This is a genomic window from Ancylobacter aquaticus (assembly GCF_004339465.1).
In the GTDB taxonomy this organism is placed as follows: Bacteria; Pseudomonadota; Alphaproteobacteria; order Rhizobiales; family Xanthobacteraceae; genus Ancylobacter; species Ancylobacter aquaticus.
Genome location: NZ_SMFY01000001.1, coordinates 800,896 through 827,850 on the forward strand (window position 1 = coordinate 800,896; position 26,955 = coordinate 827,850).

Here is a 26,955-nt window from a genome sequence, read left to right on the forward strand (position 1 = left end):
TGAAGCCGAGGGCGGGCGTCAGCCCTGCTGCCACACGGGCCACGTGTCGGAAAGGCGGTAGCCGGTCTGCCAGGGGTCTTCCGGGTCCACCATCAGCTGCGCTGTGTGCGTCACCCAGGCGCGGCCCATGATGGAGGGCAGGATCGCCGGCCGCCCGCCGACGCTCGTTTCGCCTTCGATCCGGCACTCGAAGCGCGAATCGAGGATCGAGCGGCCGATGAAGGTCTCGCCGACCTTCAGCTGGCCCTTGGCGTGCAGCACCGCCATGCGGGCGGAGCAGCCGGTGCCGGTGGGCGAGCGGTCGATCTTGCCGGGGCGGATCGCCACCGCATTGGCGCCGGACTTCACGCCGTCCAGCTCCACGACAGGCGCGGCGAACTGGCAGAAGGAAATGTGGTTCCAGTCGGCATTCTCGGGATGTTTAAAGCCGAGCTGCCGGTTGGCCGCCTTGACGATCCGCATGCCGGTCTCGGCGAGATCCTTCGCCTCGTCGGGCTTGATGGAGAAGCCCAGCGCATGGGCGTCGACGATGACGAAGCTATCGCCGCCATAGGCGGTGTCGACGGTCAGCGTGCCGAGCCCTTCCACTTCCAGCTGTGCGTCGAGCTTGTCGGCGAAGGAGGGGTGGTTGCGCACCTTGATCCGCTCGGCCTTGCCGCCCTTGCAATAGGCGGTGACCTCGATCAGCCCGCCCGGCGCCTCCAGCACCATATGCGTCTCCGGCTCGGTCATCGGCACGATGCCGGTGTCGAGCAGCACGGTGGACACGCAGATCGAGTTGGAGCCGGACATGGGCGGGGTGTCCTCCGGCTCCATGATGATCCACGCCGCCACCGCCTTCGGGTTTTTCGGCGGCACCAGCAGGTTCACATGACGGAACACGCCCCCTCGGGGCTCTTGCAGCACGAAATTGCGCAGGGTGTTGTCGCTGGCGATGAAGCGCGACTGCGCCCACACGGTGTCGCCGGGCGGCGGCGCGACGCCCCCCACAATGACATCGCCGACTTCGCCCTCGGCGTGGCAGCCGACGATGTGGATGATTTTGGAACTACGCATGGGGGCCTCGCCGCGTTGAGTGCGTTGACTATACGTTTCCCGGCCCAGCGGAGCCGAAGGCGAAGCGCCGCGCCGGGACCCAGGAGAAACTGCGCCGGAGGCGACCGACGAAGTTGTTGCCGGCTTCGCCGAACCTCTGCGCTCGGTCCCGGATCGGCGCTGCACTCTTGCAGCTTGTCCGGGACACGGGCGTGGCGCTCAGCCGATCACCACCACGGGGTCGCCGAGCACGTCGAACAGCGGGGTCACGCCCAGCCCCGGCGCGTCGGAGGCGGTCATGAAGCCGTTGACGCGCTTGGGCGCGCCGTCGGCGATGTCCACCGTGCCGTAGCTGTTGAAGTCGGTGGCGGAGAAGGAGAATTCCTCCGGCGTCGAGCGGGCGAGATGGGCGATGGTGGCGGTAACGATGTCGCCGCCCCAGGTGTCCTCGATCGTCATGGGCGTGCCGGAGGCGACGCAGATGTCGCGCATCAGCCGTGCCTTGGTCAGCCCGCCTACCTTGGAGATTTTCAGGTTGATGATGTCCATCGCATCATCCGCCAGCGCTTTCATCAGCGTGCCCACCCCGTCGATCACCTCGTCGAGCACGAAGGGCCGTGCCGTGCGGGCGCGCACCGAGAGGCATTCCTCATAGGTCGGGCAGGGCTGCTCGATATACACGTCGAGATCGGCCACTTCGGCGCAGATGCGCGCCGCTTCCGCCCGCGTCCAGCCGGTATTGGCATCGGCGACCAGGATGTCGGAGGCGTCGAGAATGGCGCGGGTGGCGCGGATGCGGTCGATGTCCTGGTCGGCGTCGCCGCCCACCTTCAGCTGGAACTTGGTGTAGCCCTCGGCCTTGTAGCCGGCGATCTTCTTCGCCATCGCCTCGGGCGCTTCCTGCGAGATGGCGCGGTAGAGTGCGACCTTCTCCTGCGCCGCGCCGCCCAGCAGCTTGTAGACCGGCAGGCCGGCCACCTTGCCGAGAATGTCCCAGCAGGCGATGTCGATCGGCGCCTTCACATAAGGGTGCCCGCGCAGCACCGCATCCATGTGCCGGTTCAGCACGTTAAGGTCGGTGGGGTCGAGGCCGATCACCTTAGGGCCGATTTCCTCCAGCCCGGCGCGCACGCCATGGGCATAGGCCGGCAGGTACGCCGAGCCCAGCGGGCAGCATTCGGCATAGCCGGTGATGCCGGCATCGGTCTCCACGGCCACCACGGTGGAATCGAACACCTCGATGAAATTGCCGTTCGACCAGCTGTAGCGGCCCTCCTTCAGCGGGAGGCCGACCTTGTAGGCCTTGATGCCGGTGATCTTCATGAGCGTTCTCCCGAATTCCCTGCCAGTCATTGGTACGTCGTGCGCGGCACGCCGAAAGCGTCACACCACCACGAAGCCGTGCGCGAAGGGGTCGCGGTCGTCGATGAAGATGGTGTTGTAGCCGGTCATGCGGCCCCAGCCGCCGACGGAGGGGATGATGGCGTCGCGATTCCCCACCTTCACCGCCGCCTCGACCCGGCCCTTGAACAGCGAGCCGATGATGCTCTCATGCACGAAATCGTCGCCCACCTTCAGCCTGCCCAGTGCCGCGAGATGCGCCATGCGCGAGGAGGTGCCGGTGCCGCAGGGCGAGCGGTCGATCGCCTTGTCGCCATAGAACACCGCGTTGCGCGCATGCGCTTCCGGGTGTCGGGCGGCGCCGGTCCAGAGGATGTGCGACAGGCCGCGAATTTCCGGCTTTTCGGGATGGATGAACTCATATTTCTCGTTCAGCGCGCGGCGCAGCGCCGGGCTCATGCCCACCAGTTCGCCGGCGGTGAAGTCGGCCATGTCGGCGAACGCCTCCTGCGGCTCGACGATGGCGTAGAAGTTCCCGCCATAGGCGACATCGACGGTGATCTCGCCAAGGCCGGGGCACTCAGCGGTCAGCCCCTGCGCATAAAGGAAGGCCGGCACATTGGTGATGCGCACCTCTTCCACATATTGCCCGATCTGCGTGTATTCCGCCTTCACGACGCCGGCAGGGGTGTCGAGCATCAAGACGCCGGGGGTCTTCGGGTTCACCAGCCCGTGCTCGATCGCCATCGTCACCGTGCCGATGGTGCCGTGGCCGCACATGGGCAGGCAGCCCGAGGTTTCGATGAACAGGATCGCCACATCGCAGTCCGGCCGCGTGGGAGGATAGAGGATCGAGCCCGACATCATGTCGTGGCCGCGCGGCTCGAACATCAGCCCGGTGCGGATCCAGTCGAATTCGCGCAGGAAATGCGCGCGCTTCTCGATCATGGTGTCGCCGACGAGGTTCGGCCCGCCGCCGGCCACCAGCCGCACCGGGTTGCCGCAGGTGTGGCCGTCTATGCAGAAGAAGCTGTGTCGCGCCATGGAGGTCACTCGTCAGAAGCGGTCGGGACGGAAGGGGTCGAGCGGGATGGAGGGCCGGCGACCGGCCACCAGATCGGCGATCAGCCTGGCCGTCGCCGCGCTCTGGGTGAGGCCGAGATGGCCGTGGCCGAAGGCATAAAGCACAAGCGGCGAGGCGGTGGAGAGGCCGATGACGGGGAGCGAATCCGGCAGCGAGGGGCGAAAGCCCATCCATTGCTTGCCGCCCTCGGTGCGCAGCCCCGGCAGAAACTGCGCCGCCTTGGTCAGCATGGCGTCGGCGCGCCGGAAGTTCGGCGGCGCCTTCAGCCCGCCCAGTTCCACCGCCCCGCCAACGCGGATGCCGGTGGAAAGCGGCGTCACCACGAAGCCGTGGCCGCCAAAGGTGAGCTGGCGGCGCAGGTCGAACGCGCCGGGCGGCAGGGTGGTGTTGTAGCCGCGCTCGGTCTCCAGCGGGATGGCATCGCCGAGCGACTTCGCCAGCGGGCGCGACCACGCCCCGCCGGCGATCACCGCGCGGCCGGCCTTCAGCACCTGTCCGTCGGCGAGCCGCAGGCGCACCCCGTGTGCATCGGCCTCGACGCCGGTCACGTCGCCATGGACGAGCCCGGCGCCGCGCGCCATCACCCTGCGGAAAAGGGCGAGCGCGTAGTGATAGGGGTCGCTCACCGTCTGCCAGTGCGGGGTGAAGGTGCCCACCGTGAAGCGCGGTGACAGCCCGGGCTGGAGTTCCTCCAGCCGTTCGCCGCGCACATGCTCGAATTCGATCCCCTCGCGCGCCCGTGCCTCCCAGCCCGCAAGTGAGGTGGCAAGCTCGGCCTCGCTCTCATAAAGCTGCAGATTGCCGTCGGCGCGGATATGGCCGGAAAGGTCGGCCTGGGTCACGAGGGCCTGCGTCGCCGTGGCGGCAAAGCGCATCAGGCTGCCCTGCGCCGCGATCGAGGCGCGGTAGCGGTCCGGCAGGCTGGCGCGCCAGAAGCGGATCAGCCACGGCGTGATCTGCGGCAGGTAGCGCGGCGGAATGGTGAGCGGCCCCAAGGGGTCGAGCAGCCATTTCGGCGCCTTGCGCAGCATGCCGGGCGAGGCGAGGGGCAGGATGTCGGTAAAGGCCAGCGCCCCGGCATTGCCATAGCTCGCCCCCTCCGCCACGCCGCCGCGCTCGACCAGACGCACCCGATGGCCTTCGGCCAGCAGATGGAACGCGGTGGAGAGGCCGACAATGCCGGCCCCGACGATGACGATGTCGCCTGCGGCGACCCTGTCGCTCATGCTCTCACGCTCAGGCACATGGATGTTGCCCTCATGGCCGGGCTTGACCCGGCCACCCAGACGGAAACGAAGCGCGCCTTCCCTGGGTCCCCGGGTCACGCCCGGGGGTCAGGGAAAGCGTCCGGTGGTCGGTGCTCACGCCGCCTTGGCGAGGGTCGGGCGGGTGGCGAGGCCTTCGCGCACGATGCGCTCGACCTTAGCGCGCTGCTCGCCTTCCAGCGGCAGGCGGGGGGCGCGCACGCGCTCGGTGGTGCCGGTCACCATCGCCTCGACCAGCTTCAGATTCTGGACCAGGTAGGTCGAGACATCGAGGTCGAGCAGCGGGCGGAACCAGCGGTAGATTTCCAGCGCCTCGTCATAGCGCTTGGCCTTCATCAGCCGATAGATCGCCACCGTCTCCTCGGGGAAAGCGACGACGAGGCCGGCGACCCAGCCCACCGCGCCGAGCGCCAGCGCCTCGAAGGCGAGATTGTCGACGCCGGTGAAGATGTCATAGCGGTCGCCGAAGGCATTCTGCAGCTCAACCGTGCGGCGGATGTCGTCCGAGGACTCCTTCACCGCGACGAAGCGCGAGTCCTTGGCGAGTTCGGCCATGATGTCGATGGTGATGTCGACGCGGTAGGCGATGCGGTTGGAATAGATCATCACCGGCAGGTCGGCGGCCTGCGCCACCGCCGAGAGCGTCGCCACCGTCTCCTTCGGGTTGGTGTGGTAGACGAGGCTCGGCACCACCATCAGCCCGTCGGCACCGGCCTGCGCGGCGCGCTTGGCCAGGCTCGCGCAGTCGCGGGTGGAGGAATCGGCGACGGTCATCAGCACCGGCCGCTTGCCGGCCACCGACTTGGCGGTCTTCAGCACGGCGAGGCGCTCGTCATGCGAGAGCATCGGCCCTTCGCCAAGCGAGCCGTTGACGATGATGCCGTCGACGCCGGCGTCGATCTGCAAGGCGAAGCAGCGCTCCATCTCCTTGTGGTCGAGCGTGTCGTCTTCGTTGAACTTGGCGGTAACGGCGGGATAGACGCCCTGCCACATGGGAAAGCTCCTTGAGATTCGTGCGAATGCGCGTGGTGTATCAGAGGACGGATTTGAGGAAGTCGATGGTCTCGGGCTCGCGGGGAGCGCCGATCACCTGGGCGGGAGGGCCGATCTCATGGATGCGGCCCTTGTGGAAGAAGGCGACGCGGTTCGAGACCTCGCGGGCGAAGGCGATCTCGTGGGTGACGACGATCATGGTCATGCCTTCGGCGGAGAGCGAGCGCATCGTGTCCAGCACCTCGCCCACCAGTTGCGGGTCCAGCGCCGAGGTCACTTCGTCGAACAGCATGTAGTCCGGCGACATGGCCAGCGCGCGGGCGATCGCCATGCGCTGCTGCTGGCCGCCGGAGAGCTTGGAGGGAAAAACCTTCAGCTTTTCCGAGAGGCCGACGCGGGCGAGCTTGTCCACGGCGATGGCCTCGGCCTCGGCCTTCGACCTGCCGAGCACCTTGCGCGGCGCCAGCATCACGTTTTCCAGCACGGTGAGGTGCGGGAAGGCGTTCCACTGTTGAAAAACAATGCCGATCTTGCGGCGCAACTTGTTCAAATCGGTGCCGCGCCCGTGCACATCGGTCCCATCGACGAGGATGCGCCCCTCATTGATCGGCTCCAGCCCGTTGATGCACATGAGCAGGGTCGACTTGCCCGAGCCCGAGCCGCCGATGATGGAGACGACTTCGCCCTTCTCCACGGTCATGGTCACGCCCTTGACCACTTCGAGCGAGCCGAAGGCTTTGTGGACGTCCTGAATTTCGATCGACATCTCGGTCCTCAGTCGTTCTCGCGCCAGCGCTTCTCAAGGCGGGCGCCGAGGCGGGCGATGGGGAAGCTCATCAGGAAGTAGATCAGCCCGGCGATGGTCAGCACGAACAGCGGCTCGTGGATGCGGGTGACGATCACCTGCGAGGAGCGCAGGAGTTCCACCACGCCGATCCACCACACCATGGCGGTATCCTTCATCACCCCCAGCGTCAGCCCGATCCAGCTCGGCAGGGCGACGCGCAGCGCGATGGGGAAGACGATCTCGGTCAGGTCCTGCCGCCAGGTGAGGCCCAGCGAGCGGGCGGCACGCCGCGTCGTCGTCGGCACGGCCAGGAACCCGGAGCGCACGATCTCGGTGCAATAGGCCGACATGTAGAGCGCCAGCACCACGCAGCCCACCGTGAACGGGCTCCAGTGAATGCCGATGATGGTCTTGAACGAATTGGCCACCACGAGCTGGATCAGCAGCGGGATGGAGCGGAACACGTCCAGCACCGCGCCAAGCGGGGCATTCACCCACCAGGGGGAAACGGCTCGGACGACGCCGAAGACGACGCCGAGCAGCGTGCCGCCCAGCACCGCCCAGAAGGTGAGCATCAGCGTGACGCCGGCGCCCTTCAGCATGAACATGAGGTCGTTGAACGAGAAGGTCGTCTCGAACAGGGAGGAGAACATCGCGCGCCCCCCTAGTAGCGGAACAGCCGCCACGCCAGAAGGCGCGCGGATCCGGTGACGAGCTTGGCGAGCAGGTAGTAGATCACGGCCGCCAGGGCGAAATATTCAAAGGTGCGGAAAGAGCGGACATTATATTCCTGGGTGACGCCGGTCAGGTCGTTGTTCAACCCGACGATCACGCCGAGCGAGGTCATCAGGATCGCCCACACCATCTGGTTGGTCATGGGATAGAACACGATGCGGAACATCTGCGGCATCATCACCAGCCGGAAGGCCTGTATCTGACCCATGCCGAGCGAGCGGGCGGCGCGTAGCTGCGTCTGCGGCACCGCGCGCAGGCCGCCGCGAAAGGTCTCCGCGAGGTAGCCGGCATTGTTGAAGGTGATGCCGGCCAGCAGGGCGACGAAGCTGTCGAGATGGATGCCGAGCGAGCCGAGGCCGAAATAGGCCATGTAGATCTGGAACAGCGCCGGCGTGTTGCGCGCCAGTTCTACCCAGCTGACGGCGGCGGCGCGGAAGACGCGATATTTCGAGGAGGCGCCGACCGCGAGAAGGGTCGCGAAGAGCACGCCGAGCACCATGGAGAGCACCGCAATCTCAAGCGTCACCAGCGCGCCCCACAGCATGTCGGGCAGCGCGCGGAACGCCGGGAGCCAGTGAAAGGTGTAGTTCATCGGTCGCTCGTCGCTCGGACGTTACAGGCGGATCGGGAAGGGCGGCGCGCCATCGCGATTGGCGCCGGAACTGCAGCTTGGCTCGGGTCAGTCCGCAGCTTGAGAATGCAGCAGTGACTGCAGCCTCGCGCCGCGCTCCCCCCGGAGGCGGCCCGAGGGCCGATCCGGGAGGAGGTTGTCGTCGGGATCAGCGATAAACGCCGGGAACCGTGAGGTCGGGCGCCTCGCCGAGGCCGATCCACTTGTCGTAGAGCGCCTTGTAGCGACCGGTGCGAACCTGCTGATTCACGAACAGGTTCAGGTAGTTGATCAGCCCTTGCTCGTTGCGAAGGGCGATCAGCGCAACATAGTCGATGTCATAGGGGGCATCGCCGCCCATCATCAGGCCCTTGTACTTGCCTTCCTTCACGATCGCCGCAGCAACGGTGGACGTGACCACAGTCGCGTCGATCTGACCCTGGGAAAGGGCAAGGAACACGTCAGCCTGGGACTGGTAGCCACGGAAGGTAGTGCCATCCGCCCATTTCTTTACATCATTGTCGAGCGCGATCGCCTCGAACGTACCTGAAACCGAGCCGGTCTTCTTGCCCTTCAGGCTATTGTAATCTTCGATCCCGAGGCCTTCCTTGGTGAGAACCACCATCTTGAAGGCGAAATAGGGGATGCTGAAGCCGGCCGTCTTGGCCCGCTCCAGCGTGTCGGAGGTCGAGGCGACGCCGACATCGACGCGGCCCGACACCAGCGCCGGAATGCGGTCCGGGAACGGGGTCTCGACGATTTCCGCCTTCACGCCCAATACCTTGGCGAGGTCGTTGCAGTAATCGACGTCGAAGCCGATAGGCTCGTTATTGGCGTCGCGCGATCCCATGGGCGGGAAATCCAGCACCACGGCGCAGCGCAGCGTGCCGGAAGCGATGATGTCGTCGAGCTTGTCCGCCTGCGCGGGCAGGGCGGCGGCGAGCGTCAGCGCCGCCGCGGCCAGAATGCCGAATCCCTTAGCCATGATGGCTCTCCTCTGGAGGAAGCTGTCTTCATTGTTGATGGCCGCGGCGCCGAAGAAGATGCCGGTTCCGGCGGCGGAAGAGAGCTTCCAATTTTTGGATCCAAGTGTCAATATCCATTTTGCGCCAGCCGTGCGAAATTTACCCGTGGTCGGCCGGTGGCATCGCGGGCGACAAGACGGCAGGGTGGGGAACGGCGGGTTTGTCGGGAAAAATGGCACCGGCGCTCGATCGACGCCGTTAAGGAGGCAGGCACGTTGAAGGTGAAGGCTACGGACATCGCGCAGATGGCGTCCGCTTCGGATGTCATTTTCGATGCGCTGCGCGCGGCGATCGCAAAGGGCGATATCGCCGAGGGCCAGACGTTGCGTCAGGACCATATCGCCCGCATGTTCAACGTCAGCCGCATCCCCGTACGCGAGGCGCTGACACGGCTGGAAGAGCAGGGGCTGGTGTCAACCCAGCGCTATCGCGGGGCCGTCGTCACCACGCTTTCCACCGAGGAAATCCGCGAAATCTTCGAGTTTCGCGCGCTATTGGAGCCTGAAGTGCTGCGCTTTTCGGTCGAGCGCATCTCCGAGGAAGGGCTGGAGGCGGCCAAGCGCTTCGCCCACGCCTTCGCCACCGAAACCGACTCCTCGCATTGGGGCGAGCTGAACCGGAGCTTCCATTACAGCCTCTACGAGGCCTCGGGCCGACCCTATTTCCTGCAGACCATCAGTGCGGCGCTGGATCGCGTGGACCGTTATCTGCGCGCCCAGCTGGTTCTGACCGACGGCATGGCGCGGGCGCGTCGCGAGCATGAAGGGATCCTCCTCGCCTGCATCCGCCGCGATGCGGAAGAGGCCGCCGCCCTCACCCGCCAGCATATTCTCGGCGCCTGCGTGTCGTTGATCGACTTCCTCGACCGCACCCGCGCGGCCGACGACACGCCGGACTGAGGCCGCGCCGAATCTGAGGCCGCGCCCAGCTGAGCCGCCCGGCGAAGCGTGCGGCTGGGAAGCAGCGGCCGGGGGCCTAACATTGTCCGGTTCGTCAGGTGGGTGCTGGCCGGGCGCGCGATGACGCGGCAAAGGGCGCCGTTGCGCCGCCTGTCTGAAGCAAAGCCAGCAGGATGCCGAAGCGCAGCGCCTCGAACACACCGAAATCCGGCGTCGTCCCGATCAGCAGGCTCACCGCGAAAGTCGGGAAAAAGGACCATTTCAGCCCGCTCGCCAGCCCCTGGAGATGCGGGTCGCCCGTCGCGACAGGCGTCAGCAGCAGCCGCGCGACGAAGCCGAAATAGAGAATGAAGCCGAGCAGGCCGGTACTGGCGAAGAGCACGACGGCGAAGTTCGAGGCCCGCGTCGAGCCGAGGCCGACGCCCACGAGATAACTGTCGAGGCCCGCTTGCAGCGATGTCGCGGTCCAGAAGCTGCGTTCGACAAAGGAACTGGTCTCTGCCTTGCTGAAGACCACGTCGTCGAGACGCTCCATGACAGGCTCGAAAACGCCGGGCGTGATCATCACCGCGGCGGCGGCGAACCCGATGATCGCCAGTGCCAGGAAGAAGTCCTGCCGGACGCCGCTGTAGGAGAAGCGCGGGCGATTGATCCGGAACGCCCGGGTGAACCAGTCGAGGCCGATCAGCAGGGCGAGCACCCCGAGCCCGACATAGCCGGCCGAGGAGGTGGACATCACCAGCAGGATGGCCAGGGCGACAATGAGGCAGTTGAGGCGGAGAGACTGCGCCCGGTCGTCAACGATGCCGCGCAGGAAATACAGGCAGGACAGCAACGTCAGCGTCAACGCCCCATAGGAGGAGGCTTCCGGCATCAGCCCGGTGATCCGACGGCTGCCATCCGAGATGGAGGAATTGTCCAGCAGCGCATAATTGGCGCTCTTGAAGGCGGCAAGGAAAGGATCGAGGGGCAGGAAGTCTGTGAGGTAGCTCAAAACCCCGGTCACGATGGTGACAACGGCGCTGAGAACCAGCCCGCGCAGGATCAGTGGCTGGTGCTGCGGCGCGCGGAAGAAGCTGGCGAAGGCAAAGACCAGCAGGACCGAAACCGTGAGATAGGCAAGTTGCGATGTGTTCTGAAGGGTCGGGCGCAGCAGCACCGCTCCCAGATAGGCCGTCGCCATCGGGACGACGGCGACCTGACCGGACAGCAGGCGCGGGATAAACAGGGTCACCAGCAGCGCCACCGTCCAGAACACGGTCAGCATCAGCCCCGGCCCCCGCAAGGCGGTTGTCAGAAGATCCGTAAGGCCCTGCCGCCGCAGCAGAAATTGCCTCAGCAAGAACAGGGCGGCGGCGACGTGCATGGCCAGCAGCGAGAGGCCTCCCGTCAGCTGAACCGGGACGACGGCGAAAGTACCGAAGGGGAGCATGGCGAAGAACAGCCACAGCAGAACCGGCCGCCGCGAGAACAGGCCCCACAGCGCCAGCAACCAGAAGCAGGCGAGCGCCAGTGCCGTCATGGGGCGTGCCGCCCGCTCTCGCCCTTGACGGGCGCCACGGCGTCGATGACGTCGAGCAGGCGGCGGGCAGCTTCCTGCCAGGTGAAACGGGCGACGAAGGCCTGCCCGTCGCGGGCGAGGCTGTCATGCAGCCCCTTGTCGTCGCGCAGCCGCAGCAGCGCTGCCTCCCAGGCGGCGGGGTCGTGCGGGTCCGCCTGCAGCGCTCCCGGCCCGCACACTTCCGGCAGCGCGCCCCGGGGGGCGATCACGGCGGGTGTTCCCAGCTTCAGCCCTTCCACTGGCGGCATGCCGAAGCCCTCGGTCAGCGAGGGCGTGCAGACTGCCAGAGCGTGCGTCTGCAAGGCGCGCATTTCGCCATCCGAGACATAGCCGGGGAACACCACATTGGCGCCGGCAGTGACGCCGGCGGCGGCGAAGGCATCGCGGCCGGTGCCGCCCACCAGCACCAGGGTCATCCCCGCCAGGGCGGGACGGGCGAAGGCGCGGATCAGCAGCGGGATGTTCTTGTGCGGCATCAGATTGGCGAGCGCCAGCGCGTAGCTGCGCGGCACCAGCCCGAGCCGGGGCAGGATGTCGTCCTGCGCGGGCGTGCGCAGCACATGGTCGACGCCGTTGGGGATGACATGCACCCGCCCCGCCGGGGCGAGGCGCAGGCCGACAAGCTCCGACCTGGCGAATTCCGACACCGTCAGCAGCCCCAGCTGCCGCCGCCCGGCGAGACGAACATTGGCCTTTAGCGTCGAGCGGAAGGCCAGCGAATAGGAGGCGGGCGTGGTGAAGACCTGCGCATCATGGACCATGGTCAGCCCATGGCGCAGCAGGAGGGGGCTGCGCGACGCGAGATTGATGAGGAGCCGGCCCGAGGCGGCGCGTGGAAGATCAATCTGCTCCCAGACATTGCCGATCCGGCGGCCGACTGTCTCGACCGGCAGGGCAACGTCGGAAGTGCGCGCATTGCGCGGCGCCAGCACATGGATCTGCCGGCCGGCCTCCCGCCCGTCGGAGGCCGCTACCAGGATCGCGAGCGCGCGCGCGAGATGTTCGGCCACCGCGTAGGTTGCGGCGGGCGGACCGGCGAGAAAGCGGCCATTGATGCAGAAGTCCACGCGCCCTCCTCGTCAGCCTGGCGCCACGGCGTCGATGACGTCGAGCAGGCGGCGGGCAGCTTCCTGCCAGGTGAAACGGGCGACGAAGGCCTGCCCGTCGCGGGCCAGGCTGTCATGCAGCCCCTGGTCGTCGCGCAGCCGCAGCAGCGCTGCCTCCCAGGCGGCGGGGTCGTGCGGGTCCGCCTGCAGCGCTCCCGGCCCGCATACTTCCGGCAGCGCGCCCCGGGGGGCGATCACGGCGGGTGTTCCCAGCTTCAGCCCTTCCACTGGCGGCATGCCGAAGCCCTCGGTCAGCGAGGGCGTGCAGACTGCCAGAGCGTGCGTCTGCAAGGCGCGCATTTCGCCATCCGAGACATAGCCGGGGAACACCACATTGGCGCCGGCAGTGACGCCGGCGGCGGCGAAGGCATCGCGGCCGGTGCCGCCCACCAGCACCAGGGTCATCCCCGCCAGGGCGGGACGGGCGAAGGCGCGGATCAGCAGCGGGATATTCTTGTGCGGCATCAGATTGGCGAGCGCCAGCGCGTAGCCGCGCGGCACCAGCCCGAGCCGGGGCAGGATGTCGTCCTGCGCGGGCGTGCGCAGCACATGGTCGACGCCGTTGGGGATGACATGCACCCGCCCCGCCGGGGCGAGGCGCAGGCCGACAAGCTCCGACCTGGCGAATTCCGACACCGTCAGCAGCCCCAGCTGCCGCCGCCCGGCGGCGCGGCTCTGCCACTGGCCCGCCACCCTGCGGCCAAGCGGGTACGAGTGTGGGGCGGTGAAGGCTTGCGCGTCGTGCATCAACGTCAGCCCGTTGCGCAGCGCGAGGGGGGCCCGGTTGCACAGGTTGAGCACGAACCCGCCACGCACGTGCAGCGGCAGCGAAATCTGTTCCCAGGCAATACCCCCGAACCGCCCCACGGGACGGGCCGGAATGCCGGGATCATTGTTCAGACGCTCAAGGCCCGGCGGTACCAGCAGCCTCATCTCCCTGTCCGGCGCCGCCTCGGCCAGGGCGGTGATCAACTCCTGCGCCACGCGATGAACAGCCGTCGCCCCGCCCGACATGAACTTGCCGTTGATGAAGAGCGGGGCCTTGCGGGCCATGCCTAAAGCTCCAGGATACGGCGCGGGTCTGCGCGCCCCAGCAGGATATCGCGCACCGCCAGCCAGTTACCAATCATGCGCCCTCTCCGGTCGATCCAGGGTTCCGGGTTGAGCAGCCGGGCGCCGTTCGCTGCCATGCTGCGCAGCATCAGCCGGTGCGCGAAGCGTGCTGGCATCGTGCCCTTGCGCCTGAGATACCAGGGGTTGGCAATCTGGCTATAGCCCAGCCGGCGGCCATTGTGCTCGCGCCCGGCCTTCTCGCCGCAATGCACGCCGTAAAACGCATCAGTGTAGACCAGCGGGCCGGCAATATGGCTGCCGAAGTCGATGTCTTCCTGCCAGCCATAGAGCGGCAGGTTCTCGTCGAAGCGGCTGTGGCCGATGGCAGCCATCCGGTAAGCCATGTTGCAGCCATAGAGCCCGGGATGAGGCGGGGAGACGCTCAGGCTCGCCCGTTCCTCGCCGGCATCTTCCGACTCGACCAGGGCGATCGCCGCCTGCGGCGTGATGCCGGGCCCGCCGACACCATCGGCCAGCAGGCGGCCGCTGGCCCCGGAGACGGCCGGGAAGGCGGCGAAGAAGCGCACGAGGCCTGCTATGAGGCGACGCGAAGGCACATAGTCGTCGTCGAGAAACAGGACGAGATCGATATCGGGCGGCAGGCTGTCGAGAGCGCGGTTGCGTTGCTGGCAGGAGCCGCGCGGCCCGAAAAGCTGGATCAGGTGGAAGGGGTAGGTTCGCGCCGGCGGTGCATCCTCGGCGCCTTCCATCGACAGGACCACGCAGGCCGGGAGCAAGCTCTGCAGCGCCAGCCTGTCCAGCAGGGTCGCGACGTTCTTCGCCCGCCCCAGCGTGGCGATCACGATGCCGACGGAGAGTTCGGCGGCAGGGGTCATGCGTGCCCTGCCTTGCATCCGCACAGGCCATGCCGGGTGTGGGTCGACGCCGGGCGGGTCATGAAGGCCCTCCGGCCAGACGGTCGATCAGTTGGCGCCATTGGCCGAGAATCAGGTCGCGATCAAAGAGCTCGATATGCTGCCGGCTGCGTGCCTGGCGTTCGGCGCGCTCGGCGTCTGGCATCTGCGCCAGAGCGCGCATGCCGTCTGCAATGGCGGCACTATCCAGTGCATCGGCGCGCAGCATCGCCGGGCCTCCGACTTCGGCGAGAACGCTGCTTTCTGTCACCAGGCACGGCAGATCGTGCTTCGCGGCCTCGATCACGGGCATGCCAAACCCCTCCAGCAGGCTCATGAGCACGAACCCGCCGGCATGGCGATAAAGCCAGCGCAGTTCAGCCTCGTCGGCATAGCCCGGCATGATGACGCCCGCTGTCGTCATTCCCAGCGCGATGGCCTCCTCGGCGCCGGGTTCCCGTCCGCCGATGAGCACGTACTGCCAGCCCTGCTCCGCAAGGCCGCTGCGGGCGAAGGCCTCGATGCAGCGCGCTTGGTTCTTGCGCCGGCCGATGCTTCCCACCGTGAGCAGGAAGGGGGCCCGCACTCCGGCGGGCTGGATTTCGTCGCGTTCGTTCATTTCCCGGCGGATCGGAATATGGATCGCCAGGGAGGAGGGAAAATCCTCGCCATAGAGAGCGTGAAACGCCCGCCGTGACGTCTGGCTGACAAACACCATGTGCGGCTTCGCCGACCGGATCGTGTCATAGGCGCGCCCATAGAGCCGATCCACGCCGGGGGCGAAATGGTCGGCATGCGTGATCGGTCCGACATCGTGGCAGAGGACGATATCGCGCGGCTCAAGGCGGTGGCGCAGCACGCTGAGGGGATCGAGATGCAGGGTCGGATTCGGTGTCCGCACACGGGGCAGCGACGCCGCAAGGCCGGCGCGAAAGACCCGGGCCGTGGTTTCCCAATGTGTCAGCCGCCCGGCGACCCGTCGTCCGAAATCGGTGCGCGGGAAGGCGTGCAGCCGGCCATAGCGCACCGATGCCACCCGTTCGCCGAGGGTCGAGATGATCTCGCGGCCGAGAAACAGCTTCCCCGTCCGGTCGTTTAGCGCAAAGGAAAAGTCGATATCGACCGGTATGATGTCCGCTTGGTTGATCTGGAACTTGGCCCCGCCGCCTGCCTGCGTAGGTCGCCGCCTGCCCTGGCCGGCCGGCTTTGCCGGGGTCGGGCGCGAGAGGAGTTCGACCGCTCAGTTTCCACCGCTCAAGGCGCTTGACAACTCGGCTGGCCGGCGGCGCGAGAAGTAGACGTCCGTGTCGGCGGCCCGGACAATGAGGAGTTTCACGGCGTGAGGCGCGCGCATTGCCGTGAGTTCGATAAGGCGCTTGATGGCTCTCTTCATCGAAGAATCCCGGTGATGGGCGGGGATCTCGCATTCCCGCTGGAAGGGTGAAAACTGACGCGACGTTGTCGCCTCAGTGGGCGTTGCGGTGGATGAGGACGCGAACGGTCAGTAGAAGGACCTTCACGTCCATCCACAACGACCAGTTATTGATATATTCGAGGTCCGAGGCCACCCGTGCCTCGATATCCCTGCGGCTATGGGTCGCTCCGCGCAGGCCGCGGATCTGGGCCAGGCCGGTCAGCCCGGGCTTCACCGCATGCCGGCTCCAGTAATCGGGGACGAGTTCCCAGAACAGCGCCCCTTCCGCCCGCGAACCCAGCGCGTGGGGGCGGGGCCCCACCAGGCTCATATTGCCGATCAGGACATTGAAGAGCTGGGGCAGTTCGTCGATGCTTGTGCGTCGAAGAAACCGACCCACCCGGGTGATGCGGCGGTCGGTGCGTGAAGTGGATTCCCCGCCGGTCGCATCGGTCGCTTCGCTTCGCATCGTCCGCAGTTTGAAGCAGCGATAGCTGCGGTTGTTCCGACCCACGCGTTCCTGGACGAAGAAGGCCGGACCGGGGGAATCGAGTTTCACCAAGAGGGCGACAGCCGCAATGATGGGGGCGACGGCCACGAAGAGCGGAAGCGTGATGACGAGATCAAACACCCTCTTGGCCAGCCGTTCGGCAAGCGTGAGGGGGCCTCGCGAAATGAGCAGCGTGGTGCTGTTGTTCCAGCGCGAGAGCGCGAGAGGCTCGAACCCGCCGAGATCGAAGACAATTTCGGCTTCAAAGCCGCTCAGCCGCATCGCCTCGGTCCATTTCAGCCGCTCCTGCGCGTCCGAGAAGGCGAGGACCACCCGGTCGGCATAGCCGATGATGCTACTCACGGCGGCGAAGAAGCCGGGATCGTGCAGATGGGGTATCAGCCCGGCCGCGTGCACCTCCACATAAGTGGTCAACGCATCGCCCTTGAGCGCAGCCCGTTCCTTGTCGTCGGTTGTCCGCCGTCAGCGCTCTTGAGACAGTTTAGGGGTTTTCGGGAAGGGAGGATTTCTGGATCATCGCAGCCATTCAGGAGCGCAGATGAGACAGAAATCCGGGCCGGAGAAAGCACCGGCAGAGCAGGTCGTGAAGGAGATCCGCCGAGCGACGCGCCGGCAGTTCTCGGCCGAAGAGAAGATCCGTATCGTGCTGGAAGGCGTGCGCGGCGAGGAGAGCATCGCCGAGCTGTGCCGGCGCGAGGGGATCGCTTCGTCGATGTATTATAGCTGGTCGAAGGAGTTCCTGGACGCCGGCAAGCGCCGTCTCGCCGGTGACACGGCCCGCGCCGCGACGTCGGACGAGGTGAAGGAGCTGCGCCGAGAGGCGCAGGCCCTGAAGGAGGCCGTGGCCGATCTCACCCTGGAGAACCGCCTGCTTAAAAAAAGCATGCTCGCGGATGGGGAGGACGACACATGAGGTATCCTGCCTCCGAGAAGGCCGAGATCATCCGGCTGGTCGAGGGATCGCATCTGCCGGCGCGGCGCACCCTGGACAAGCTCGGCATCCCGCGCGCCACGTTCTATCGCTGGTATGCTCGCTATCTCACTGGCGGGGTCGAGGCGCTGGCCGATCATCGCTCACGGCCCGACCGTGCCTGGAACCGGATTCCCGACCCAATCCGGGCAGAGATCGTCGAGTTGGCGCTGCGCGAAACGGAGCTGAGTCCACGCGAGCTTGCGGTGCGCTTCACCGATGAAAAGCGCTACTTCGTCTCGGAGGCATCGGTGTATCGGCTGCTGAAGGCGCATGACCTCATCACCAGCCCGGCCTACATCGTCATCAAGGCGGCGTCCGAGTTCAAGGACAAGACGACGGCGCCCAACCAGCTCTGGCAGACCGACTTCACCTATCTGAAGATCACCGGCTGGGGGTGGTACTATCTCTCCACCGTGCTCGACGACTTCTCACGCTACATCGTCGCCTGGAAGCTCTGCGCCACGATGCGCACTGACGACGTCACCGCCACGCTCGATCTGGCGCTGGCGGCATCGGGGCTCGACCAGATCACGGTCGCGCATCGGCCGAGGCTGTTGAGCGACAATGGCGCCTCATACATCTCAGCCGACCTCGCCACCTGGCTCGACGGCAAAGGCATGAAACACGTTCGCGGCGCGCCTTATCATCCCCAGACGCAGGGCAAGATCGAGCGCTGGCACCAGACCCTGAAGAACCGCATCCTGCTGGAAAATTACTACCTGCCCGACGATCTCGAACGGCAGGTTGCCGCCTTCGTCCAGCATTACAACCATGCCCGCTACCACGAGAGCATCGGCAACCTAACGCCCGCCGACGTCTACTTCAGCCGCGGGCAGGCCATCCTCACCGAACGCGAAAGGATCAAGCGCCAGACCATCCAGGACAGACGTTTGCAGCATCATCTGCAGGCCGCATAACCTCAAACCCAGATGAGCCAGAACCTCCGTTCCTGAGAAACAACAACGGTCTCAAATTATCTGACGACGCACACCGGAGTTGCTCGACCAGATGCTGCATGCGCGTTGAACCTAGCAGGTCCGGCGGGTTCTGCGTCTTGGCGCCGGCGCCAAGCACATAGATGCCGGAGGCTGCGTGGCGGTGCAGCAGCCCATCGGAAGACACGGTCTGCGCCAGCCATTCGACAAGGCCAGGCTTGTCGTCGAGCCCGAATTGCTGGGTGATCGAGGGGCGGCGCAGGTCGCAGTCGATGAGCACCACCCGCTTGCCGGAACTCGCGGCGGAGGCGGCGATCGCCAGCGCGATCGAGGTTTTGCCTTCCGAGGGCGAGGCGGATGTCACCTCGACGACCCGGGGCGGGTTGTCGACATCCGACATCTGCACTCCGGCCCGCAGGCTTCGGATGGACTCGCTGAACCTTGAAAGCGGTTTGGCGGCGAGGAAATCGAGGATCGGGATGGCGCCCTTGGTCTTCTCGCCATCCACGAAGTCCGCCCATTCAACCGAGGCGAGTACCGGCAGGCCCGTCGCCTCTTCAAGCTGGCGCGGGCTGCTGAAGCCGGCATTGAGCAAGTCCAGCAACGCCGCCAGGCCGATGCCGAGCACCAGTCCCAGCGCCGTGCCGGCCGCCAGGAAAAGCGACTTCTTGGGGAAGGACGGTGCTCCCGAAGGGAAGGCGGGGGTGATGATCCGCGCGTCGCGGATGTCCAGTTCCGATTGCTCGGACGTCACCTTGGACTGGCTCAGAAAGGTCTCATAGAGCGTGCGGTTGGCGGACGCGTCGCGCTCCAGTTCGCGCAGCTTCACGGCCAGGGCGTTATCGCTGGTGTTCTGCCCGGAGGCCGCGGCGACGTTGGCGGCCATCGCCCCCGCGCGGGTGCGGGCGACATCGTAGTCGTTTTCGAGATTGGCCACGATGCGGTTGATCTCGGCGGAAATCTGTCGCTCGACCTCCCGCCGTTCGGCGCGCACATTCACCACCATCGGGTGGCGCTCGCCATAGCGGGTGACGAGGTCGGCCTCGCGCCCGCTCACCTCGGCATGGCGGCTGCGCAAATTCGTCACCACGCCCGAGCGGATCACATCGGGAAGCGTCGCGAGATTGCCGCCGTCGTCGAGGATCTTCTTGGCCTGTTCGTATTTCGCCTGCTTCTCCGCCGCCTCGGTCTCCACCTGCACGAGTTCCGCGCTGACTTCGGACAGCTGCTGTTCATTGAGCGAGCGGGCACCGACCGAGACGAGATTGTGCTCGGTGCGGAACTGCGACACCGCCTCTTCCGACTGGCGCAGCGCGTCGCGCAATCTTTGCAGCCGGTCGTTCAGCCAGTCCGAGGCCCGGCGGGCGGCATCGAAGCGGGTTTCCAACTGGTCGACGATGAACGCGTCGGCGACGGCATTGGCCAGCCGCGCGGCGCGGTCGCGATCGACCGACGTGACGGATATCTGAAGAATGTATGAGCGCCCCACGCGCTCGACGAGAAGCGCGCCGCGCAGCCGATAGATGGAGGCGCGGATGTCGTCGGGAATGCTGGAGGCGCCAGGGTCCGGCTGAGGTCCGCCCTCGACCGGAGCCGGCGTCCCTGCGAACAGGCTCCAAAACGCCGTCCTCCACGAGAACCCCGGCGCCTGGGTGCCGAATTCCGGATCGTTGACGAGGCCTTCCTTTTCCACCACCCGGCGCAGCAGGTTGAGCGATTCGATGATGGAGATCTGGTTTTCGATATTCGAGGCGGCCGCCATCGAGGTGGCGTCCATGCCGCTGAGCTCGGCTCCCAGTGCCGAGCGCGAGGCCTGATCGAGCAGGATCTCGGCGGTGCTTGTATAGCGCGGCGTCATCAGGAAGGCGCTGCCCAGTGCCAGAGCCATCGTCATCACGGCGATAAAACCGATCAGCAGACGGCGGCGAACCAGAAAGTCCATGATCTGATGGACGTCGATGCGATCGTCGTCTTCGCTCGCCGGCGCTCGGGTAATCTGTCCGTGCATCAAGCCCAATCCAGAGATGGCCGCGAACGCCGGGAATAACGCTCGGCCTTGGTCATCAAGCGCGGCACCGCACCGATTATATTGATCAGAGGGAGGATTCCTAGAGAACCTTATCCGATCCTATCGCACTGCAACAGGCATGAGGCCAAGGCGGACACGCGCGCCGGGCGATGCCGCCGCAACACCAAAGCGGCGTCGCGTGATCGGGAGGGCCATTCCAGTCGCGGCCGGCGGCGGAGAGGCGGGCTCTGCGCCTCTTAGGCATGTTGCAGGTGCAGGGGTGCGGATTGATCTTAACGCCTTCAATTTATTACATTTATAATCTTTGGCTTTGCTCTTTTTTGTCGCGCCTTGCGGTGGAACTGAGCCTGTCTGCTGCCTATTGTCGCCCGCGTCGAACAGAAGTGGGAACAGCGATGGTGCGGCGCGTAACGATCCATAAGGCCTTGGCGGCGGTCCTGCTGACGGTGCCCCTGGCTTTTGCCGCCGGCGGGCTTCCGGCGTGGGGCGCTTCACCGTCGTCCCCCCAGCGCATTCTGGCGATCGGCGGCGCCGTGACCGAAACGCTTTATGCGCTGGGGCTTGAGGACCGGGTGGTCGCCGTGGATACGTCGAGCACCTATCCCCTCCGCGCCCTGAGCGAGAAGCCCAATGTGGGCTATCTCCGCGCCTTGTCGCCGGAAGGCGTGCTGTCGGTCGGCCCGGACCTCATCATCGCTCTCGACGGCGCCGGCCCGCCGGATGCGGTCAAGGTTCTGAAGGGGGCGGCCATTGCCTTCGAGACAGTACCCGAGGCGCGGAACGAGGCTGGCGTGCTCGCCGCTATAAGGCGCATCGCGGCGCTGGCCGGCGTGCCGGAGCGCGGCGAGGAACTGGCGCAGGCCGTAGGTGAGGATTTCAAGGCGCTGGCGCTGATCCGTGCCCGCATCCCCGCGCCGCGCAGTGCCGTCTTCGTGCTGTCGGCATCCGGCGCGGCGCCGGTTGTCGGCGGTGCCGGCACCGGCGTGCAGGCGATGTTCGAGCTTGCCGGCGTATCCAACGCGATGGCGGCGCTGCACGGCTACAAGCCGGCCGTGGGCGAGGCGGTCCTGGGGGCCGACCCTTACGCCATCGTGCTGATGAAGGACCAGAACCACGCGCTGTCCGACGACGCGTTGAAGGCGATGCCGGCTTTTGCCGGCACGTCCGCGCTGATGGCGGGGCGGTTCTACCACATTGATGGCGGCTATCTCCTGAGCTTCGGGCCGCGCACGCCGCAGGCGGCACGTGATCTCGCCGCGCTGATCTATCCCGAGCTTGCCTTGCCGGCGCTTCCCGTGCGGGCTTACGATCCGGCGAGCCCGGCCGCCGCCTCCGGCGCGCCGTAAGCATGGTTCTGTCGTCCGTCTCTCCGGTCGCGCCGCCGCGTGCCCGTCGGCCACGGCGGGCGCTTCTCGCGCTCTGCCTATGCGGCGTGCTGGTCATCCTCGCCTTCCTCGCCTCGCTGGCCATCGGGCCGGTGACGATCGCCCCCGGACGGATCGTGGAGATCCTGGCCGCCGCGCTTCGAGGCGAAAGGCCGGGCGGCGCCGCGCTGCGCGAGGCGGTGATCGTGCTCGATGTGCGCCTGCCGCGCACCCTGCTCGGCCTGTTGGTGGGCGGCGGAATCGCGCTCGCCGGAGCGTTGACGCAGGGCATTTTCCGCAACCCGCTCGCCGATCCCGGGCTGATCGGCATCTCCAACGGCGCCGCTCTGGCGGCAGCGGTGTGGATCGTCGCCGGCGGGCACCTGGCCTTCTATCTCCCGCCGGCACTCGCTGACGCCGGCCTGCCGCTCATGGCCTTTTGCGGCGCCCTCATCGCCACGGTGGCGCTCTATGCCATCTCGACGCATGAGGGGCGAACCTCCGTCGTCACCATGCTGTTCGCCGGCATCGCCATTGCCGCACTCGGCGCCGCCGGCACCGGCCTCACGGTTTTCGTGGCGTCCGACCAGCAATTGCGGGACTTCACCTTCTGGTCCTTCGGCTCGCTCGGCGGCGCCACCTGGCAGAAGGTGGCGGCGGCGCTGCCCTTCATGGTGCTGCTGGCGGTGATCTGCAGTCGGCTCGCCCGCGCGCTCGATGCGCTGGCGCTCGGCGAGGCGGAGGCGTTCCATGTCGGCATAGATGTGCAGCGGGCCAAATGGCTCGCCATTCTCGGCATCGCCGCCGGGGCCGGAGCGTCGGTAGCGGTGGCGGGGGTGATCGGCTTTATCGGCCTTGTCGTGCCCCATCTCATCCGGCTGATGTTCGGGCCCGGCCACCGTCTGCTGCTGCCCTGCGCGGCGCTGCTCGGCGGGGCGCTGCTGCTCGGGGCGGATGTGGTGGCGCGCACCATTGTCAGCCCGGCCGAATTGCCGCTGGGCGTCGTCACGGCCGGCTTCGGCGCCCCCTTCTTCCTCTGGCTGCTGCTGCGCAGGCGCGCGGCCCTGATGGGGTGAGCCATGTACCGCGCGCAGGAGATAGGCGTTGCCGTCGGAGGCCGGCTGCTGCTGGAGGGAGCCTCGGTCGACATCCGCCCCGGCCATGTCACCGTCCTCATCGGCCCGAACGGTGCTGGCAAGTCGACGCTGTTCAAGGTGCTGGCGGGCGAGCGGCGCCCGCAGCGCGGCGTGGTGACGCTCGACAGTGCCGACCTCGCCGGGCTCAGGCCGGCACAGCTGGCGCGGCTGCGAGCGGTGCTGCCGCAGAGCGTGCATGTCGCCTTCCCCTTCACCGTGGAGGAAGTGGCCGGGATCGGCGCCGCGCCCGGACGCGACATGGCGGCGCGCGTCCAGCGGGCTCTGGCGCGGGTCGAACTCGCCGGGCTGGCGGGCCACAGCTATGATCCTCTCTCCGGCGGCGAGAAGCAGCGCGTGCAACTCGCCCGCGCCCTGGTGCAGTTGGAGGGCGGCGAGGGGGCGGGCTATTTGCTGCTCGACGAGCCGACCGCCAGCCTGGACCTCGCCCAGCAATTGCTGGTGCTGCGGCTGATACGGGACCTTGCGGCTGAAGGCGTCGGCGTGCTCGCCGTGCTGCATGACCTCAACCTTGCCGCCATGGTGGCCGACGAGATCGTAGCCTTGAAACAGGGCCGGGTGGCGGCGCGCGGCACGCCGGCCGACGTGCTCACCGATGCCCGCATCGCCGAGCTTTACGGCGTGAGCGTGCGGATGGGCTGGGCGCCGCCGACGCCTTTCGTGTTGCCGCAGGCCGCCTCGCGCACATGAAAAAGCCCCGCCCGGGAGCACCGGGCGAGGCTGAAGGGTCGAGGGGTCGACGGTACGAGCGGCGCTACTTCCGGAGTTCGCGCCCGACCAGCGTCTCGACGTGGCTGAAGGCGGCGTTGGCGGCCGCCTCAAGCCGCGTTTCTTCTTCGGCCGTCAGTTCGGCTTCATTGAGCGCGGCGGTGAAACGGCGCCAGTGCAGCGCCCGCCCCTCGGGATGGCCGGCGAGGTGGCGCGCGCCATGCTCGGCAGTGAAGCCGAGCTTTGCCGCTTCCTTGGCGAGGATGGCGGCGCCCATGTTGGAACCTTCGACGACATAGAGCCAGCCGAGCGCCTCGGCCCGATCCAGTTCGGGGCCGAACGGCGCTTCCGGCAGGGCGAGGCCAAGGTCGGCAAAGTCCTGCTCAAGCGCCGCAAGGCGCGAGCGCTCGGCCAGATCCGGCAGCAATTCCTGCATATCCGCATCGGCGTAAAGCGTCTCGACCCGGCGGTGCAGGTGGTACTGGAAGCGCAGGAAACGCTGGTAGTTCGCGCCGTCGGCAAAGGGGGCAGCCTGCATGACGCCCGAATCCACCCGCTCATGCGCGGCTGTGGAGGCAGCCTTGAGGCGCTTGGCGCGGTTGGGTGCCTCCACATCCGTGGCTATCGACATATCGTGCTCCTCTCATCCCGCCACGCGGCGGGAACGCATCACTTCACATAAAGCGGGTCGGCAGCGGAAGCGATCTCGCCGCCACCGAAACGCAGGGTAAGGGCGGCCTTCACGGTGAGGCCGGCACTCGGCAAGAAGTTTTCATACTGGGTGTACTGCTCGTCCAGCAGGTTCTCCACCGAGAGACGCCACAGCGTGTTCTCGTTCGGCTGATAGCCGGCATAGACGCTGACCAGGTTGAAGCTGTCCGTCGGTTCGAACACCGAATTGACCGGCAGGTCGGAGGCGGAGACGGCAGCGACGGCGGTCCAGCGCACGGCGACCGTCAGGCGCTCCTCCATGAACCGGAAGCCCAGCGTGGTGCTGACCTGATCCGGCTGGATGCTGGACAACGGCTGGCCTGCCGAGACGCCGGCCGTGACCTCGCCTTCCGAAATCTGGCCGGAGAGGCCGACGAACCATTTGCGCGCGTCATAGGTGCCTTCGAATTCGAAGCCCTTGAGCCGCGCTTCCTGCACGTTCTGGTACTGCGCATAACCCGGCACGCCCCAGTCGTTCGGGAAGCAGGTGGTCGGCCGGCCCGGAATGGGGCAGATAGTGCCCGTCGAATCGCCGAATTCGACCAGCTCGATATAGTCCTCGACGTCGTTCTGGTAGTAATTCAGCTTGGCGCGCAGCTTGTCGCCGGTGACGAACAGGTCGTCCTTCTTGATGTTGATACCGACTTCCTTGTTCTTGCCGATTTCGGCCTGCAGTCCGGGATTGGGCAGGAAGTAGAACATGGTGCCCGGCGTGTCGAAGGGCAGCGGATGCGGGCCGGAGACAAGCGCCTCGGTGACGGTCGGGGCGCGGTAGCCCTCGGCATAGGTGCCGTAGAGGGTCAGCCACGACCAAGGTGTGACGCCGAGGGTGAATTTGGGCGAAAGCCGCTCACCGCTGGTGCCGCCATCGTCCGAGTTCAGCGAATAGGCGTCGTAGCGAAGCGCGGCGATGGCCTCCAGCCAGGTGGAATAATTGGCCTTCCACTGGACGAAGGCGCCGCCGACACCGCGATCGCCCGAGGGGTTGTAGCCCTCGCCGAAGCCGTAATCGTCGGTATTGTCGATCTCGTCCTGGAAATAGTCGCCGCCAAAGGTGATGGCATTCTCCCAGCCGGCGGCCGCGAAGCGGCTCGTATTGTTGGCGTCGAAGCCCACCGTGTCGATGACGAAGCTGCGCGTATCGCCCACCGCGCCGGTGATCGGGTTGGAGGAGCCGGAAACCTTCACCTGATCCTGGTCGACCTGGTTCCAATAGACGGAACTGCGCCAGTCGAAGAGGTTGTCATCGGGATTCTCGTAGTTCCAACTGGCCGTCACCGTGCGATTGGCTGCCTGGGTGCCGTAGGAGGTGGCGCCGTTGGCGTCGGCGCTGGTGGTGAACTGGGTATCGTAGTTCAGCGCCGTCAACTTGACCTCGTGGAACTCGACGGGCCGGAAGGTCGCCTTGGCGATGCCGGTCCAGGTGTCGAAGCCGCTGTCGGGCACCACGTCGCCATTGCCGTCATGGTAATTGTCGGCGTTGCGATAGGTGCCGCCGACGAACAGGTCGGCATTCTCGCCCACGCGCGCGGCGCCGAGCACCGAACCGAAGCCCATGAAGCCGTTGCCGGCGGCTTCGCCGGTGGCCTCCACACCCCAGCTCTTGCCGGGGGCGATGATGTCGTCGGCGTCCTTGGTCCGCATCGTGACGACGCCGCCAATGGCGCCCGAACCGTAGATGTTCGACACCGGACCGCGCACCACGTCGACATCGGCGACGAGGCCGGGCTCGATGAAGAAACCACCGGCACCGGCATGACCGAGCTGGTTGAAATTCTGCCGCGCCCCATCAACAATTACTGCCACGCGGCCGAAATCTTGCAGGCCTCGAATATTGATCTGCGTCTGGCTTGTATTAGCGTTCTGGATCGCAGTTGTTCCCGGCATGCCCTGGAACAGGTCCGCCGTGCGCTCCGGCATCAGCGTCTCCAACTGCGTCGAGCGACGAACGGTGACGCCCGCCAGCGTGTCGATCCAGCTTTCGGCCGTGCGGGTGGCAACGACGGTGATGGGGTCGAGCTCGACGAACTCATCCGTCTCGACCACGGCTGCGCTGGAGGCCGCAGACTGCGGGGCCACCTCCTGCGCCATCGCCGGCGCGGCGGCCAGCAGGGCGAGCCACGAAACGCCCCAGCCCGCCGTCCGCACGAATGTCGAGTGACGGGGAGAGCCCCGGTCGGTCTTGCGCATCTGTGTCCATCCCCGAAACGCGCGTCCGCCGGACGACACGATTTTCTCCGACGGGCACCGGGCGCCCGCATCCCTGTCCGGCCGGCGCCGAACGTTGATTTGATTTCGAGGACGGACGGATAAATTAAGTAAATACTTGAGTCAAATCACGTATTTATTCGATTTATATAAGTTAAAAACAAAGAAACTATTTAAATAGATTCTAATGAATTTCAGTTTGGTCTTTCTAAAACGAGGTTCATTTCCTGGATATCGAATAATTAAAAACAAGTGTCTGCAAATCCGCGTCGGTGGCAGCGCAAATGCGCAGGACTAAAGGAATTGGGCGGCTTGGGAGAGGCGCCGCCGCTCGGTCATTGGCCGAGGCTTGCCTGCGGCGGCATCTGGCGCCCGCCAACGGGCCGTCGGGGCATTTGTCCCACGGTACTCCGGTCGTAGCCGAGGGCGAGATGGGCCCGGCGCCGCCGCGTCGCCGAATCACCGGCTCGGCAGGAGGGGGCGTCCCCGGCATGTTTGGCGCGAGTCGCGCGGTTCGGATCCATGTGGCGCCTTCGGCAC

23 protein-coding genes are annotated in these 26,955 nt (G+C 66.5%); 5 read left to right on the forward strand and 18 right to left on the reverse strand.

The annotated features are described in order from the left end of the window. Positions 1–18 precede the first annotated feature (18 nt). From EV667_RS03720 to EV667_RS03760, 9 genes are all read right to left on the reverse strand, one after another. The gene (locus tag EV667_RS03720; protein WP_131833958.1) at positions 19–1,056 is read right to left on the reverse strand and encodes a trans-3-hydroxy-L-proline dehydratase; all 1,038 of its coding nucleotides are present in this window, start codon (positions 1,054–1,056) and stop codon (positions 19–21) included. 198 nt (positions 1,057–1,254) lie between these two features. Further along, entirely contained in the window at positions 1,255–2,358 is a 1,104-nt protein-coding gene (locus EV667_RS03725; RefSeq protein WP_131833959.1) for a cis-3-hydroxy-L-proline dehydratase, read from the reverse strand. Positions 2,359–2,418: 60 nt separating this feature from the next. Further along, positions 2,419–3,420, reverse strand: a complete 1,002-nt coding sequence (locus EV667_RS03730) for a 4-hydroxyproline epimerase (protein ID WP_131833960.1) — start codon at positions 3,418–3,420, stop codon at positions 2,419–2,421. A 12-nt stretch (positions 3,421–3,432) separates the two neighbouring features. Next, positions 3,433–4,686 (reverse strand): NAD(P)/FAD-dependent oxidoreductase, encoded by a 1,254-nt coding sequence (locus tag EV667_RS03735; protein WP_131833961.1) that lies wholly within the window; start codon positions 4,684–4,686, stop codon positions 3,433–3,435. 135 nt (positions 4,687–4,821) lie between these two features. Beyond that, positions 4,822–5,718, reverse strand: coding sequence for a dihydrodipicolinate synthase family protein (locus EV667_RS03740; protein ID WP_131833962.1), 897 nt, complete (start codon positions 5,716–5,718; stop codon positions 4,822–4,824). Positions 5,719–5,758: 40 nt separating this feature from the next. Then, positions 5,759–6,484: an amino acid ABC transporter ATP-binding protein gene (locus EV667_RS03745; RefSeq protein ID WP_131833963.1), complete on the reverse strand. Its 726-nt coding sequence runs from the start codon at positions 6,482–6,484 to the stop codon at positions 5,759–5,761. Between the two features lie 8 nt (positions 6,485–6,492). Further along, on the reverse strand, positions 6,493–7,146 hold the full coding sequence (locus EV667_RS03750) for an amino acid ABC transporter permease (protein WP_207907709.1): 654 nt from the start codon (positions 7,144–7,146) through the stop codon (positions 6,493–6,495). A gap of 23 nt (positions 7,147–7,169) precedes the next feature. Beyond that, positions 7,170–7,832, reverse strand: coding sequence for an amino acid ABC transporter permease (locus EV667_RS03755; RefSeq protein ID WP_131833965.1), 663 nt, complete (start codon positions 7,830–7,832; stop codon positions 7,170–7,172). Between the two features lie 187 nt (positions 7,833–8,019). Next, positions 8,020–8,835 (reverse strand): ABC transporter substrate-binding protein, encoded by an 816-nt coding sequence (locus tag EV667_RS03760; protein ID WP_131833966.1) that lies wholly within the window; start codon positions 8,833–8,835, stop codon positions 8,020–8,022. 261 nt (positions 8,836–9,096) lie between these two features. Between EV667_RS03760 and EV667_RS03765 the strand changes: the two genes are divergently transcribed. Further along, positions 9,097–9,774: a GntR family transcriptional regulator gene (locus EV667_RS03765; protein ID WP_245516068.1), complete on the forward strand. Its 678-nt coding sequence runs from the start codon at positions 9,097–9,099 to the stop codon at positions 9,772–9,774. Positions 9,775–9,868: 94 nt separating this feature from the next. Here the strand turns inward: EV667_RS03765 and EV667_RS03770 are convergent, their stop codons facing one another. The 6 genes from EV667_RS03770 to EV667_RS03795 all read right to left on the reverse strand — a co-directional run bounded on the left by EV667_RS03770 (position 9,869) and on the right by EV667_RS03795 (position 16,747). Continuing rightward, positions 9,869–11,296, reverse strand: a complete 1,428-nt coding sequence (locus EV667_RS03770; protein ID WP_131833967.1) for an O-antigen ligase family protein — start codon at positions 11,294–11,296, stop codon at positions 9,869–9,871. After that, positions 11,293–12,402 carry a glycosyltransferase family 4 protein gene (locus EV667_RS03775; RefSeq protein ID WP_131833968.1) on the reverse strand — a complete coding sequence of 370 codons (1,110 nt, stop codon included), beginning with the start codon at positions 12,400–12,402 and terminating at the stop codon, positions 11,293–11,295. The genes EV667_RS03770 and EV667_RS03775 overlap by 4 nt, the downstream gene beginning before the upstream one ends. A 12-nt stretch (positions 12,403–12,414) precedes the next feature. Beyond that, positions 12,415–13,494 (reverse strand): glycosyltransferase family 4 protein, encoded by a 1,080-nt coding sequence (locus EV667_RS03780; protein ID WP_131833969.1) that lies wholly within the window; start codon positions 13,492–13,494, stop codon positions 12,415–12,417. 2 nt (positions 13,495–13,496) lie between these two features. Then, entirely contained in the window at positions 13,497–14,390 is an 894-nt protein-coding gene (locus EV667_RS03785) for a glycosyltransferase family 2 protein (RefSeq protein ID WP_131833970.1), read from the reverse strand. 58 nt (positions 14,391–14,448) lie between these two features. Then, a complete protein-coding gene (locus EV667_RS03790) occupies positions 14,449–15,444 on the reverse strand; it encodes a glycosyltransferase (RefSeq protein WP_131833971.1) in 996 nt (331 codons plus the stop codon). Positions 15,445–15,874: 430 nt separating this feature from the next. Beyond that, on the reverse strand, positions 15,875–16,747 hold the full coding sequence (locus EV667_RS03795) for an exopolysaccharide biosynthesis polyprenyl glycosylphosphotransferase (RefSeq protein ID WP_245515955.1): 873 nt from the start codon (positions 16,745–16,747) through the stop codon (positions 15,875–15,877). A gap of 124 nt (positions 16,748–16,871) precedes the next feature. Here EV667_RS03795 and EV667_RS03800 point away from each other — a divergent pair. Continuing rightward, a protein-coding gene (locus EV667_RS03800) for an IS3 family transposase (protein WP_131833972.1) occupies positions 16,872–18,223 on the forward strand; the annotation gives its coding sequence in 2 pieces (ribosomal slippage) (positions 16,872–17,208 and positions 17,208–18,223; 1,353 coding nt in all). On the opposite strand, the gene EV667_RS03805 is transcribed toward EV667_RS03800, so the two are convergent. After that, the gene (locus EV667_RS03805; RefSeq protein ID WP_245515956.1) at positions 18,168–20,249 is read right to left on the reverse strand and encodes a GumC family protein; all 2,082 of its coding nucleotides are present in this window, start codon (positions 20,247–20,249) and stop codon (positions 18,168–18,170) included. The two genes, EV667_RS03800 and EV667_RS03805, sit on opposite strands and share 56 nt — an antisense overlap. Positions 20,250–20,665: 416 nt before the next feature. Here EV667_RS03805 and EV667_RS03810 point away from each other — a divergent pair, with 416 nt between their 5' ends. The 3 genes from EV667_RS03810 to EV667_RS03820 are packed head-to-tail and all read left to right on the forward strand — an operon-like array spanning position 20,666 to position 23,478. After that, positions 20,666–21,616: a heme/hemin ABC transporter substrate-binding protein gene (locus tag EV667_RS03810; protein WP_131833973.1), complete on the forward strand. Its 951-nt coding sequence runs from the start codon at positions 20,666–20,668 to the stop codon at positions 21,614–21,616. A gap of 2 nt (positions 21,617–21,618) precedes the next feature. Continuing rightward, entirely contained in the window at positions 21,619–22,710 is a 1,092-nt protein-coding gene (locus tag EV667_RS03815; RefSeq protein ID WP_131833974.1) for a FecCD family ABC transporter permease, read from the forward strand. Between the two features lie 3 nt (positions 22,711–22,713). After that, positions 22,714–23,478 (forward strand): heme ABC transporter ATP-binding protein, encoded by a 765-nt coding sequence (locus EV667_RS03820; RefSeq protein ID WP_131833975.1) that lies wholly within the window; start codon positions 22,714–22,716, stop codon positions 23,476–23,478. Positions 23,479–23,542: 64 nt separating this feature from the next. On the opposite strand, the gene EV667_RS03825 is transcribed toward EV667_RS03820, so the two are convergent. Both EV667_RS03825 and EV667_RS03830 read right to left on the reverse strand, forming a co-directional pair. Beyond that, on the reverse strand, positions 23,543–24,127 hold the full coding sequence (locus tag EV667_RS03825) for a biliverdin-producing heme oxygenase (protein WP_131833976.1): 585 nt from the start codon (positions 24,125–24,127) through the stop codon (positions 23,543–23,545). A 38-nt stretch (positions 24,128–24,165) separates the two neighbouring features. Next, on the reverse strand, positions 24,166–26,397 hold the full coding sequence (locus EV667_RS03830) for a TonB-dependent hemoglobin/transferrin/lactoferrin family receptor (RefSeq protein ID WP_131833977.1): 2,232 nt from the start codon (positions 26,395–26,397) through the stop codon (positions 24,166–24,168). Positions 26,398–26,955: the final 558 nt, after the last annotated feature.

Bases quoted from the DNA above. Each gene is read 5' to 3' on its own strand.
- EV667_RS03740 (WP_131833962.1), bottom strand. From the start codon at position 5,718: ATGTGGCAGGGCGTCTATCCCGCCGTTACCGCCAAGTTCAACGAAGAC.
- EV667_RS03760 (WP_131833966.1), bottom strand. From the start codon at position 8,835: ATGGCTAAGGGATTCGGCATTCTGGCCGCGGCGGCGCTGACGCTCGCC.
- EV667_RS03830 (WP_131833977.1), bottom strand. From the start codon at position 26,397: ATGCGCAAGACCGACCGGGGCTCTCCCCGTCACTCGACATTCGTGCGG.
- EV667_RS03755 (WP_131833965.1), bottom strand. From the start codon at position 7,832: ATGAACTACACCTTTCACTGGCTCCCGGCGTTCCGCGCGCTGCCCGAC.
- EV667_RS03805 (WP_245515956.1), bottom strand. From the start codon at position 20,249: ATGCACGGACAGATTACCCGAGCGCCGGCGAGCGAAGACGACGATCGC.
- EV667_RS03770 (WP_131833967.1), bottom strand. From the start codon at position 11,296: ATGACGGCACTGGCGCTCGCCTGCTTCTGGTTGCTGGCGCTGTGGGGC.
- EV667_RS03820 (WP_131833975.1), top strand. From the start codon at position 22,714: ATGTACCGCGCGCAGGAGATAGGCGTTGCCGTCGGAGGCCGGCTGCTG.
- EV667_RS03825 (WP_131833976.1), bottom strand. From the start codon at position 24,127: ATGTCGATAGCCACGGATGTGGAGGCACCCAACCGCGCCAAGCGCCTC.
- EV667_RS03745 (WP_131833963.1), bottom strand. From the start codon at position 6,484: ATGTCGATCGAAATTCAGGACGTCCACAAAGCCTTCGGCTCGCTCGAA.
- EV667_RS03785 (WP_131833970.1), bottom strand. From the start codon at position 14,390: ATGACCCCTGCCGCCGAACTCTCCGTCGGCATCGTGATCGCCACGCTG.
- EV667_RS03725 (WP_131833959.1), bottom strand. From the start codon at position 2,358: ATGAAGATCACCGGCATCAAGGCCTACAAGGTCGGCCTCCCGCTGAAG.
- EV667_RS03815 (WP_131833974.1), top strand. From the start codon at position 21,619: ATGGTTCTGTCGTCCGTCTCTCCGGTCGCGCCGCCGCGTGCCCGTCGG.
- EV667_RS03780 (WP_131833969.1), bottom strand. From the start codon at position 13,494: ATGGCCCGCAAGGCCCCGCTCTTCATCAACGGCAAGTTCATGTCGGGC.
- EV667_RS03730 (WP_131833960.1), bottom strand. From the start codon at position 3,420: ATGGCGCGACACAGCTTCTTCTGCATAGACGGCCACACCTGCGGCAAC.
- EV667_RS03735 (WP_131833961.1), bottom strand. From the start codon at position 4,686: ATGAGCGACAGGGTCGCCGCAGGCGACATCGTCATCGTCGGGGCCGGC.
- EV667_RS03810 (WP_131833973.1), top strand. From the start codon at position 20,666: ATGGTGCGGCGCGTAACGATCCATAAGGCCTTGGCGGCGGTCCTGCTG.
- EV667_RS03720 (WP_131833958.1), bottom strand. From the start codon at position 1,056: ATGCGTAGTTCCAAAATCATCCACATCGTCGGCTGCCACGCCGAGGGC.